6 protein-coding genes and 1 pseudogene are annotated in these 12,435 nt (G+C 60.9%); 1 reads left to right on the forward strand and 6 read right to left on the reverse strand.

What is annotated here, in order from left to right; translation table 11 throughout:
* Positions 1–90: 90 nt before the first annotated feature.
* The 6 genes and pseudogenes from ALO64_RS15540 to pvdM all read right to left on the reverse strand — a co-directional run bounded on the left by ALO64_RS15540 (position 91) and on the right by pvdM (position 10,506).
* Positions 91–2,461: pseudogene (locus tag ALO64_RS15540) on the reverse strand (TonB-dependent siderophore receptor).
* Positions 2,462–2,650: 189 nt separating this feature from the next.
* Positions 2,651–4,882, reverse strand: a complete 2,232-nt coding sequence (locus ALO64_RS15545) for a TonB-dependent siderophore receptor (RefSeq protein WP_044343290.1) — start codon at positions 4,880–4,882, stop codon at positions 2,651–2,653.
* Positions 4,883–5,189: 307 nt separating this feature from the next.
* Entirely contained in the window at positions 5,190–6,866 is a 1,677-nt protein-coding gene (locus ALO64_RS15550) for a cyclic peptide export ABC transporter (protein ID WP_005753277.1), read from the reverse strand.
* A 69-nt stretch (positions 6,867–6,935) separates the two neighbouring features.
* Complete coding sequence (gene pvdO / locus ALO64_RS15555) at positions 6,936–7,790, reverse strand: dihydropyoverdine dehydrogenase (protein WP_044343289.1); 855 nt, start codon at positions 7,788–7,790, stop codon at positions 6,936–6,938.
* A 48-nt stretch (positions 7,791–7,838) separates the two neighbouring features.
* Positions 7,839–9,119 (reverse strand): pyoverdine-tailoring periplasmic protein PvdN, encoded by a 1,281-nt coding sequence (pvdN, locus tag ALO64_RS15560; protein WP_010214448.1) that lies wholly within the window; start codon positions 9,117–9,119, stop codon positions 7,839–7,841.
* Entirely contained in the window at positions 9,112–10,506 is a 1,395-nt protein-coding gene (pvdM, locus tag ALO64_RS15565) for a pyoverdine-tailoring dipeptidase-like protein PvdM (RefSeq protein ID WP_044343288.1), read from the reverse strand. The genes pvdN and pvdM overlap by 8 nt, the downstream gene beginning before the upstream one ends.
* 183 nt (positions 10,507–10,689) lie before the next feature.
* Between pvdM and pvdP the strand changes: the two genes are divergently transcribed.
* Positions 10,690–12,324, forward strand: coding sequence for a pyoverdine maturation tyrosinase PvdP (gene pvdP / locus ALO64_RS15570; RefSeq protein WP_044343287.1), 1,635 nt, complete (start codon positions 10,690–10,692; stop codon positions 12,322–12,324).
* Positions 12,325–12,435: the final 111 nt, after the last annotated feature.

Below are 12,435 nucleotides of genomic sequence, written 5' to 3' on the forward strand. Positions count from 1 at the left end.
CATTCCCACGCGGAGCGTGCGGAACGATGACCCCAACTATCGTGCGACTCTCTGCGTCCGGTCTTGATTGTAAGGCGCGAGCGCGGGCTTCTAAAAATCGCCGCGCAACGTCAGGACGTAGTTGCGCGGGTCGCCGTAGTAGTTGCCGCGGTCGATGTCGCCGGTTGCCTTGTAGTATTTGCGATCCAGCAGGTTGTTGCCGTTGAGGGCCACCGACCAGTGTTCGTCGATCTTCCATGAGGCGCGTGCGTCCCAGATGGCGCGGCCAGGGTTGTCGATGGGCTGGGTCGACTCGTGCTCCGAGTAGCCGCTTTGCGCCGACACACCGCCGCCGACGGTCAGTCGACGCCAGGTGCCGGGCAGGTTGTAGCTGCTGGACAAGCGCAGCATGTGCCGGGGTGTTTCTGCTGAAATCGATTTCCCGTCGCTGCCGCGCGTGAGGTTGAAGGTGTAGCCGGCCAGGGTCTGCAAGCCCGGTAACGGCTCACCACTGATCTCCATGTCGATACCCTTGCTGCGCCGGATGTCGCCATTCACATAGCAGGTGCCGTAAGCGTCGTTGCTCAGGCACTGGCCCGCATTGGCATCGTCCTCGACCGCCACGTCTTTCTGTTTCACATAGAACAGCGCGAAAGACACGTTCAGGCGCTTGTCGAACAACTCGCCCTTGATGCCGGTTTCATGGCTGGCACCGATGGCCGGGTCGAGGAATGCGCCGGATGCCGTTCGATAACCGCTCTGCGGCAGGAAGATATCGGTGTAGCTGGCGTACCACGACCAGTCTCGGTTCAGATCGTAGATCACGCCAACGAACGGCGTGACCTGGTTTTCCTCCTGAGCGCGAGTAGTCACGCCTGCGGACTGGCTCTGATAGTCATACCAGCTGACCCGGCCGCCCATGACCAGGCTCAACGACTCGGTTGCTGTAAACGCCATAACGCTTGTCGCTGTAGTCGGTGCTGCGCCAGGCTGGACGCGCAGGTTCAGCAATCGCGTCGTGATCGGGATTGAAGATGTCCAGCGGCCGATTGCTGTTGACGGTGGCATAGCGCGAATCACGTTTTTGCTCAGACCAGTTGCCGCCGATGGTCAACTGGTGGGTCAGGCCAAAGGCGTCGAAACGACCGTCCAGATGGCTGTCGAAGCCGTCGCTTTGCAGCGTGTCCGAGCGAAACAGGGTTCTGACCAGTCGTGAACCGCTCTGGGTCGCAGGGTCTATGGCGCCTTGTGCGTACGCGACTTTCTGATCGAAAGCCCCATCGGAGTGAGTGGCAGACAGTGTGCCGCTCCAGTTCTCGTCAAAGCGGGTTTCCAGTTCGCTGAACACCTCGTCGGTGCGGGTCTGATGACGGTTCCAGTCCTGGGCCAAGGAGGTGGAACGCGGCAGATCAATCGCTTTGCCGTTGCTGTAGCGGGGCAGGCCGAAAATCGAATAGCCGTGGGTATCCGCGCTTTGATGGCGCAGGCCCAGCGTGAGTGTGGTGTCTTCGCTCAGGTCGGTTTCCAGAATGCCGTACAACAGCGGCGCAGTCTTTTTCAGGCCGTCGATGAAGTATCCACGGTCTTCGTAAGACGTGACAAAACGCCCGCGCACGCTGCCCGAGTCGTTGAGCTTGCTGCTGCCATCCAGATCGACCCGGTACTGGTCCCAACTGCCGGCGCGGGTGGTGATCGAGAACTGCGGTAAGGCGGTCGGCCGCTTGCGCACCAGATTGACCGCGCCGATCAACAGCCCGGCAGCACCGCGCAGCACTTCAACGCGGTCGTAGATCTCCGTGTCCGGGGTCATCCAGCCGGTCACGCTGTAACCCTGACCGGCAACGCCATCGATGGTGTAGCTCTCGTCTTCCAGCGCGAAGCCCCGCGAGCTGAACACATGAGAGCCAAAGTTGCGTTGCGAAAAGGTGATGCCAGGCGTCTGCGCCATCACCTCGTCGAGGCCGTTGAGGTTTTTGTCGTTCATCAACTGACGGGTCATGACCGTGACCGATTGCGGGGTTTCGCGCAGCGATTGTGATGCCTTGTTGATGCTCACGCCGGTCGCCGCATACGAGCCGCTGCCCTCGGTGGTGATACCGAACGGGTCGCCCTTGATCGCCACTGGCCCAAGGTTCATGGGTTGCGCTGACGCCGCGCTGCCGAGGGTCAGGGTGTCGGCCTCGAGGTTGTGCGTTACACCAGCCTGTTTCAGCAGATCCGCGACCGCCTGTTCAGGCGTCAACCTGCCGTGCACCGGGCTGCTGAACTTGCCGTTCACATCATCGGGGTTGTAAAGAATTTGCAGGTCGCCCTGGCGCCCCAGCTCTTTAAGGGCGCTGTTCAAGGGTTGTGCGGGGATATCGAAGTCGAACTCTTCAGCCAGTGCCTCGCCCTGAAAAGCCAATGCCAGCACCAGCCCGCCCAGACGCAAGCCAAGCGTTTTCACGCGGCCTGTGCGCAGACGGCTGAAGGGTGTTGGCATGGGAAGGATGGCTCATTGAAATCGAGGGTGCAGGATAAATGCAAATACCTGTGGGAGCGAACTTGTTCGCGAAGACGGTCGTTCAGACAATGCATTTTCTGAGAACATACTGACTTCTTCGCGAACAAACGAAGCGTCGCCCGGCTCGCTCCCACGGCCTTCGGCCAGAATCAAAAGCCTGGACTCAGATCAGAAATCCCCCCGCAAGGTCAGGACATAGCTGCGCGGTTCGCCGTAGACGTTGGAGCGGTCGGTGGCGATCGAGGTGCTGTAGTACTTGCGGTCGAAGAGGTTTTCGGCGTTGAGCGACACCTTCCAGTTCTCGTCCAGTTTCCACGAGGCTCGCGCATCCCAGATGGCCTTGCCAGAAACGCCCAGCTGTTTGTTGGACGGCACTTCATAGCCCGAATCTGCCGACACGCCGGTGCCCAGGGTCAGGCGGTTCCATGCGCCCGGCAGGTTGTAGCTGGTGTTGAGGCGCAGCATGTGTTTCGGTGTTTCGTAGGCTACATCTGCATCGCCATTGTTACGCAGCATGTTGAAGGTATAGCCGCCGAATACCTGCAGGCCTGGCAACACTTCACCGCTGGCTTCGACGTCGACACCCTTGCTACGGCTGATGCCGTCCTGCAGGTAGCAGGAGCCGTCGGAGCTGGTCGGGCAGGTCTGAGTAGTGTTCACGTCCAGCGCGGCGACATCTTTCTGTTTGATGTAGAACAGCGCCATCGACAGGTTCATGCGCTTGTCGAACAGTTCACCCTTGAAGCCCGTTTCGTAGTTGGAACCGATGGCCGGGTCCAGCGGCGAGCCGCCTGCGGTTACGTAGTTGGCTTGTGGCGTGAAGATGTCGGCATAGCTGGCGTACCACGACCAGTTGTCGTTGATGTCGTAGATCAGGCCGGCAAACGGGGTGAATTCCTGAGTCTGCTTGGATTCGTAACTGTTGGCCGCACCGGTTTTGACGTCGTACTTGTAGTCATACCAGCTCAGGCGGCTGCCCAGAACCACGCTCAACGGCTCGCTCAGGTGAATACGCGTGTTGGCGTACAGGCCTGCGCGTTCTTCGGTGGTGTCGATGTCGGTGGTCCAGGCCGGACGGACCGGTTTGGCGAAAGCGCTCTGGTCGACATCAAAGACGTTGACTGCGGTGCGTCTCGTCACGGTCGCCTGATGCGTGTTGGCGTCCTGCTTTGACCAGTCAGCCCCCAGGGTTACCTGATGCTCAAGGCCGAACGCGTTGAAGTTACCTTCAAGTTGACTGTTCAGACCGACGCTGTCGACCTCGTCCTTGCGAAACAGTGTGCCCTGAAAATTGGAGCCCGCCAGCGTCGTTGGGTTTACTGCGCCTCGTGCGTAGGCAATGTTCTGATCAAAACCGCCCTGCGAGTAAGTAAGCGACGTGCGGCTGGTCCAGTCCTCATTGAAGCGATGCGCGACTTCGGTAAAGACCTCGGTCATGTCGCTTTCAAGACGGTTCCACTTCTGCGCCAGATTGGTCGAGCGCGACAGGCCCAGCGACTGGCCGTTGCTGTAGCGCGGCAGGCCGTAGATCGAGTATCCATTGATGACCTGTTCCTGGCGACGCAGGCTCATGGTCAGCGTGGTGTCATCGCTCAGGTCGGCTTCGACGATGCCGTACAGCAGCGGGGTGCGGCTGTCGCGTCCATCCAGGTACGAACCACTGTCATCGTAAGCCGCGACCATGCGCCCGCGCAGCGTACGCGAATCGTTGAGCTTGCCGCTGCCATCCAGATCGACGCGGTACTGGTCCCACGAACCTGCGCGAGTGGTGATCGAAAATTTGTTGTCGGCGGTCGGGCGTTTGCGCACCAGATTGACCGCGCCACCGGGCTGACCGGCACCTACCAGCAGGCCAGACGCGCCGCGCAATACCTCCACACGGTCATAGATGGCCATGTCCGGCTGCATCCAGCCGGTGATCTGATAGCCCTGGCCGCCAATGCCGTCGACCAGAAAGCTCTCCGCCAGCAGCGAGAAGCCGCGCGAGGTATACACGTGACCGCCGAAGTTACGGTACTGGAAGGTGATCCCCGGAGTGTCTTCCAGAACCTTGCTCAGGCTGTTGAGGTTGTTGTCATCCATGACTTGCCGAGTCACCACGCTTACAGACTGCGGTGTTTCACGCAGCGACTGTGGCGCGCCCTTGCCGATACTTACCGCGCCGGTGGTGTAAGAGCCAGTGCCGTCAGTGGCGGTGCCCAGGTACTGCGAGTCGATCGCGGTCGGGGCTAGGTTGACCGTGCCCGTGGTGGTCGAACCGTCTGCGGCGGTTTCCTGTGCCTGGCTGGCCACCGGCATGCAGAGCGCAAGGCCCATGGCCGCCATGGATGGCCGGGAGCGGAACATCTGACTGAGCATCAACGCTTTGCTGAGCGGGGTAAGTCGTGACGGGTTGTGCATGAATTGGCTCTTTCCAGTGGGTATCGGCAAGGAGATTGAGAGCGTTGTTCAGGTCTGCGCAGTCGGGTTCAGCCGTCGACGGGGCAGGCGTGAGCAACTTTTTTATAAGGCGCTGCGCGGGAGATGGCTGTGCACGCAATTCGCTGTTAATGAGAACGAAAGCGAATAACGTTTATTTAATGAATTTTTCACAATTCCGGAAAAAAGATGGCGCTTGGCTATCTGATTAGGGCGGGTATGACTTCGCCGGGTAACAAAAAGCCCCGCTCGCGGACTGGCCGGGCGGGGCTTTCGAGGCGTGGATGAATCAGGCCGGAATGGTTTTGTCGTAAGTGTCGTTTTGCACCTGCTCGACCTGAATCTGCCCGGTCTGCATGCGTACCAGTTGGTCGGCGATGTAGAAATAGCGGTCGTCATGGGAGATGACGATGATGGTCTTGCCTTGCTGCTTCAGCTCCGGCAGCAGTTCGGTGTAGAACACGCGCCGGAACGCCGGGTCCTGATCGGCAGCCCACTCGTCGAAGACCAGCACCTGACGCTCGTCCAGCCACGCGTTGATCAGTGCCAGACGCTTGCGCTGACCGGTCGACAGGTCGGTGGTGGTGAAGGCACCGTCCTTTATGCTGACCTTGTGCGCGATGTCCAGCCGCTCCAGGTATTTGCCGGCGTCTTGCGGCAGCGCGGCCTGCCCCTGCAACGGCTCATCAAACAGGTAGTAATCGGCAAAGATCGTAGTGAATAACTGGCGGTAGTCATCCAGGTTTTCCGGGGTGACGGTCTGCCCATTGAGGCGGATTTCGCCCTGTTGCGGCGTGTACAGACCCAGCAGCAGCTTGATCAACGTGGTCTTGCCACAGCCGTTTTCGCCGACGATGAACACGATATCGCCCTGTTTGATGCTCAAATCGACCGGGCCGAGATGAAAGGCGTCGCTGCCCTCGACCGGCGGGTAGTCATAGCGCAGGTTGTGCAGTTCCAGGGTTTGCATATTGGCCAGCGAATTGGGGCGGTCGCTGACCAGCAAGTGGGGTTCGGGGTTGGAAAACTTCCACGACAGTTCGGCGATACGGCGCATGGCGATCTGCGCGCGGCTGATGCCGGGCAGGGCTGTGATCAGGCGTTCCAGCGGGCCTTTCATGTACAGCATCACCAGCACGAAGCCGCCCAGCACGGTTTTTTCAGTGGTCGGCCACATGGCCTGGAAGGCGATGGCGATGCCGATCACGGCAAAGAACAGCATCGAACCGAAGGTTTCCGCGCTGACGAAAATATTGGCGGCGCGAATGTTCGAGCGGCAGATGTGCTCGGTGGCACCGTGAATCTTCTCGTCGAGCATGTGCTGGCGACGCTTGCGCTGAATGCGCAGCTCCTTGGCACCCGCAGACAGCGCCTGATAGTGCTTCTGCAATTCGTCTTCGCTGTTGCGCGCCGCCAGAATGCTACGCATGCCGTACGCATGGGCCAGGTACTGCGCGCCGGTGCCGAGCACCACGGTGAGCACGGTCAGCGCCAGAATCTGCCAGGACAGCAGTGCCAGATAGGTCAGGCAGCCCAGGGTGACGGTGAACGAGATGACCATCGGTGCGACCGACAGGGCGAAGGTGCTGATGGTGTTGACGTCGTTGAGCAGCACCGGAATCAGACGGTGCGAGCGATAACGCTCCAGTTGCTCGATGGGTGCCACCAGCACCTTGGCAGCCAGCTCACGGCGCAGGTTGGCGACCACGCGCTGGCCAACGTAGTTGGTCGACAGGTTGGACAGTGTCGAGCAGGCCAGGGTCAGCACACACAACCCGGCAAACAGCAGCGCGGTCTGCGTGTCCGGGCCGCCGGGCATGTTCATCGCGTTGTTGATGGTGGCCAGCAGGCCGGTGACGCTCAGACCGCTGACAATACCCAGCACGGTCGACAGCGCCACCAGCCACCAGAAGGGCTTGAGGATTCTCAGGGTTTCCCGGGCGAGGCTTTCAGTTTTGCGGGTCATGGTGTGTCTCGTCAGTGTCCGTGAGTGCGGCCCGCGTCTGTCGCAGGCCGCAGGCGCGCATGAAGTCCGTTACAGGTCGCGGGCGACCCGGAAACCCAGCCAGTCGCCACGCACATCCGGCTGACGGCTGTTGCGGTTGCCGGAGCGGGAGAAGATCGGCGCTTCGGTCCAGTCATTGCCGCGAATCATTTTCCAGGTGCAATCGCCAGCCAGCCACGCGCTGCCGTCAGTGGGCGCGCCGTTGTAGTTGCTGGTCTCGCAATCGGCGGTCCATTCGTAGACATTGCCGTGGGCGTCGTAAATGCCGAAATCGTTGGGGCTGTAGCTGCCAGCGGGTGCGGTGTAGCTGAAGCCGTCTTCCGGGCCGTAGGTGTTGGCGTGTTTGGCGATGCTGTAAGGCTTGCCTTCGTCCATCGGGAACGGGAAAGAGCCCTTGCTGCCGCCACGTGCCGCGTATTCGCGCTGCGCTTCGCTGACCATGTGATAGGACTTGCCGGTCTTCTTCGACAGCCATTCGACATAGGCCCTGGCTTCGTTCCAGTCCATGCACACGGCGGGCTGGCGCGCCGTCAGCGGGTAGCGTGGCTTGCCGGCCTTGCACTCGCGGCCTGGACGGGTATCGCCATCCGGCATCTTGTAGCCGGAGCTCTTGATATAGGCATTCCACTCGCCGCTCAGCACCTGAAAACGGCTGATGGCGAACGGTTTGGCGAAGGTCACGTCGTGTAGCGGGCCTTCGTCCGGCTGGCGACCCAATTCTTCCTCGGGTGCGCCCATGGTGAAAGTACCCGCAGGCAGCACGACCATTTCCGGGCAATCCTTGCAGTCCTTGAACACTTTTCCGGGCGCAGGCGTGGCGGCGAGGGTTGTGCCGCAGAACAACAGGCCGAGCAGAGCGGAAAGGGGCAGCAGTGTTTTTTTCATGACGGGTCTCGATGGAAAACGGAAAACAGTGGATTCAGTGCACGCACGTCAGCTGCGCTGGCTGAGCAGGGCCATGAATCGATCGATTTCGGCCTCGTTGTTCAGCAATCCCGGCGCGGTGCGCACCACCGGGCCGACATCGCGGCTCACGGCGTCCACGACCATGCGTTGTTTCATCAGCCAGGCGGCCACCTCGTCACTTTCCTGGCCCTTGAGCCGGAAGAAACTGAAACCCGCCGACAGTGCCGGGTCCATCGGTGTCACCAGTTCGACGTTGGGCTGCGCCTTGAGGCGCTGCTTGAGGTAGCTGTTAAGCTCGTGAATGCGCGCCTGCACGTCGGCTTTGCCCAGTTGCAGGTGCAGCTTGAACGCCTCGTTCAGTGCCCAGCGGTATTCGAACGAGTGATAACCGCCGGGCGTCATGATCGTGCTGAAACCAGTGGCTTCCGAGAACGTCGGGATCAGTGGGGTGAGGTCTTTGACCTGCTCCGAGCGGGCGCAGACAATGCCTGTACCGCGCGGGCCGAACATCCACTTGTGAGTGCCGGCGACATAGAAGTCGCACTTCATGTCCGGGAAATCCAGGTTCTCGACGCCAAACCCGTGTACGCCGTCGACCACATACAGAATGCGGTCTTTGTCGTCACGGTTGCGGTTGTGTTCCTCGACCAGATCGCCGATGGCCCCGATAGGCAATTTCACACCACTGCCGGACTGCACCCAGGTCATGCCCAGCACTCGCGTCTTCGGCTGAATACTGCGCGCAATGGAGCCGATGATTTCGTCTGCCGACACGGTCGCCGGGTCTTTGAACAGGCGAATCTTGCGCACCTGAGTGCCTTCGCGCTGCTGGCGGAATTTGAGGATGTCGCGGGTGCAGGAATGCTCGTGCTCGGTGGTCAGAATCTCCTGATCCGGGCGCACATGCAGACCGCCGTAGATGATCGCCAGCCCTTCGGTGGTGCTGCCGGTGAGGGCGATCTGGCCAGGCTGGGCATTCAGGTACTTGCCCGCCCAGACGCGAACTTCATGTTCGCGGCGCTCGGTTTCCCCCAGGTCCCAGTCCATCGCCAGTCCGGGGTTGCGGTCGATGCGCGCGCGATGCTGTTCGATGGCCTCGCGAACCGGAGTGGGGTGCGAGGTGACCAGAAAATTGGAAAGGTGGACGTAATCCGGGTCCTGATTGAACAGCTGTTTCAAGCGCGCCCATTTGTCTGTGGATGTCGGTGCAGGTGCGGACGCCAGTGCCGTTGACGCAAGACCGGAGCCCAGTGGCAAGGCTGCGGCCAGCACTCCGGCCTGTTTGAGGAAGGTTCTGCGGTCAGTCATGAGCGGTAGCGCCTGATGTTCGGCTAGCGGCATTCGAAAGGTTGGTTTGTTTCGCATCCGGACGCGCCGAAGCCTGCACCTGCTCCCAGACGCGCAGAAAATTGCCGCCCCAGAGCTTGGTGATATCCGCTTCGGCGTAACCGCGCTCGATCAGCTCGGCGGTCACGTTGCGAATCTCGCTGACATCGTTGAAGCCTTTTACGCCACCGCCATCATTGAAATCGGAGCTGATGCCGACATGGTCGATACCGATCTTTCTGACCGTGTAATCGATGGCGTCGACGAAATCCTTGACCGTGGCCTTGGGCTCTTCTTCAAGGATCGCGTACAGCTTGCTGGCGTAGGCACCGAAGCGCTGTTCCGGCCAGACCGTGATAATCGCGTCGCCGGGCATCAGTGCCATGGCCAGGTTGGGCAGTGGCGGCAGGTCGAAGTCCTTGCGCAGGGCGTTGAGCTTGTCCTGAGTCTTCTGGGTCAGCGGCTTCAAATAGGCCGGGAAAGCCACGATCTGCACCACGCCGCCACTGCGCTTGATGAGCTGCATTTCCTCGTCGCTGAGGTTGCGCGGGATGTCCACCAGCGCACGCGGGGCCGAGTGCGAGGCGACCATTGGCGTACGGCTCAACTGGCTCACCTGCTCCAGTGCCTTGCTCGACATTTGCGAGACATCAATGATCACGGCCAGGTCGTTGAGGCGCTGCACTGCCTGCTTGCCGATTTCCGACAGGCCGCCCAGCGCGTCGGGCGTGTCGTTTAGAAAGGGCAGGGGGCGTGAAGAGTCGGCCCAGCTGTTATTACCGACGTAACTGAAACCGAACATGCGCATGCCGCGCGCTGTCCAGTGGTCCAGCAGGCTGAGGTCATTGCCCAGCGGATAGGCGTTGAGCATGCTGATAAAAATCGCAAACTTGCCCTCGCCGTGCAGGCGGCGCATGTCGTCGGGGGTATAGGCGATGCCGACCTGATTGGGGAAATCCCGAACCATGCCGGTGATGATCTTGTAGCGCACTTCCTGCTGGTGGCGCGCTTCGTCGACAAAGCCGGGTGTCGGGCGATGCGGGGCATTGTCGCCGTTCCAGATTTCCGGCCAGCCGAATACCGTCAGTGCTGCGCCGGACAAGCGCCCGCGTGCGGTTTTCACCAGATCGAACTGGCCCGAACCGTCCTTGTCGGCTTCATTGCCCTCGCTGCCGAATTTCATCGGCACGGTGATGTGGCTGTCGAAGGAAATGATCCGCTCTTGCAGGTCGTCGGCCTGCTTCATGACCTTGACCGGGTAACCGGCAGGCGACCAGTAATTCCAGGCCAGAAAACCCGCGCCTGCACTGATGGCCAGGGCCAGCGGCAGGCCGATGAAGAGAGCCTTTTTCCAACGCGGTCTTGTCATTTCCGTCTCGTTCAGATTAACCGTTGCGCAGCCTGCAAGGGCTGTTGCTATCTGGTGGAGAACGAGCGGATGGGCGAAAAATTTAGCGCCGTATCCTGGATTCAGACGCTGAACTAAATTTGTCTGCCGGGTTTACGTTCTAGCTTGGATAACGGCTGTCTCGGTGCTGGAACAGGTAGGGTAATGACGATTTCTCGACGAGGGTTCATAGCAGGGCTGGCGCTGACCGGCGCGGCAGTTCCGGCTGCCTATTATGCGCATCGGGAATTCACCCGTGTCGAGGAACCCGTGACACCGGGCGAGGCCACGGTCGGGCCCGCAGATACGTCTACCCAGCGCCTGGCCGACAAGCTGCGCGGGGTATGGACGCTGCGTTTCGAAGGGCGTGATGCCGGGCTGGCCGATGCGCCGCTTGAAGGTCTGGAAATGTTTCTCGACATTGCCCCGCGCGGTCGCGGCCTGCGCGGTTATATCGATACGCCGGAGCAATTGCGCAGCGACGCACAGCCACGCTTCCGGGTGATTGGCGACCTGCAACCGGCCGACGCGGCAAAGCTGTATCTGCGGGTCATGGATGGCCATGCTGGCAATGATCCGCACAGCGACACTCCGGATTACGAATTCAGCCTGACCCTTGATGAAGTCTGGGGCGCGTTCGGCAATGCGGGCAGCGGCACGTTGAGCGGACGTATCGAACCTCTTGACCGGCCATTGGCCCTGCCGGAGCTGGAAAACCGCCTGATTGCCATCAAGCAGGTGTTCCCTGAGGCGCGCGAGCGGGTCGGCCTGAGTCCGCCGTTTCTGGCCTGGCTGGTTTCCAAGGAGCATCGCTTGTTTCACCAGCTGTGGCATGCCTCTCGGGACAAATGGCACAAGCTGCCCGAAGACAAGCGCAACGCCCTGCGTGGTATCGGCTGGCAGCCGGGGCCGCGCGAGAAAGAGCGTGATGCGCGCGGCCCGCACAAGGACCGCAACGGTTCGGGTGAAGACTTCTTTTACATGCACCGGCACATGCTGATTCAGGCGCGCAAGATTCAGGACCTGCCGTCGTGGCTGCGGTTTCCGTTGCCTCAGCCTGAGCTGGAGCGTGACCGGTTGGGTTTCGCACGTTATTTCGATAATCACGACGGTTGTTCGCTGCCGCCCAACTGGCTGGCCCAGGGCGATGAGGAATACACGCAACTGGTCAGCGATATCAAAAGCCACGAGACGTTTCACACGCACTTTCAGGTCTGGGAGTCGCAGTACCGCGACCCGCGCTTTCTGTCGAAGCTGACGTTGGGGCAGTTTGGTTCGCAGGTTGAGCTGGAACTGCACGACTGGTTGCACATGCGTTGGGCCTCCGTCGCTCGCGACCCCGCCAACGGCCAGCCGGTGCCCATGGCGCGTCGTTCGGACGACTTCGCCGAGCGCTGGTTCGAGCCGGAAAACGACTTTCTCGCCGATCCGTTTTCATCGCATGTGAACCCGGTGTTTTGGATGTTTCACGGCTGGATCGACGACCGCATCGACGACTGGTTCCGCGCCCACAAGCGCTTTCATCCGGGTGAAGTGAAGCGCCTGGAAGTCAATGGCGTGCCGTGGTTCGCGGCGGGCCGCTGGGTCGAAGTCAGCGACCCGTGGCTGGGGCCGGAAACCCACGGCTGCAGCACCGTGCCCGGGCAGGCGGCAGGCACGACCATGGAAATGGACCCGGAAGTCATGAAGCTTGCGCTGCGCATTACCTTTGCGGCGGATGACAAATTGAGCAACCTGCTACGCCGCGTGCCGCGCAGGCCTTGGTATGCAAGGAATCTGTTGCCGGAGAGGTGGTTTTAGCGAACGGTCGTTGAGATGATCGTTCCGCACGCTCAAGCGTGGGAATGCAGGTCATGACGCTCTGCGTCGCAAAGAGGACGCGGAGCGTCCCGAACGGCATGCGACGCGGAG

Origin of the sequence: Pseudomonas meliae (assembly GCF_001400515.1) — a bacterium.
GTDB lineage: Bacteria > Pseudomonadota > Gammaproteobacteria > Pseudomonadales > Pseudomonadaceae > Aquipseudomonas > Aquipseudomonas amygdali.

Coding starts and splice junctions, on each gene's coding strand:
- ALO64_RS15545 (WP_044343290.1), bottom strand. CDS start 4,882: ATGCACAACCCGTCACGACTTACCCCGCTCAGCAAAGCGTTGATGCTC.
- ALO64_RS15550 (WP_005753277.1), bottom strand. CDS start 6,866: ATGACCCGCAAAACTGAAAGCCTCGCCCGGGAAACCCTGAGAATCCTC.
- pvdO (WP_044343289.1), bottom strand. CDS start 7,790: ATGAAAAAAACACTGCTGCCCCTTTCCGCTCTGCTCGGCCTGTTGTTC.
- pvdN (WP_010214448.1), bottom strand. CDS start 9,119: ATGACTGACCGCAGAACCTTCCTCAAACAGGCCGGAGTGCTGGCCGCA.
- pvdM (WP_044343288.1), bottom strand. CDS start 10,506: ATGACAAGACCGCGTTGGAAAAAGGCTCTCTTCATCGGCCTGCCGCTG.
- pvdP (WP_044343287.1), top strand. CDS start 10,690: ATGACGATTTCTCGACGAGGGTTCATAGCAGGGCTGGCGCTGACCGGC.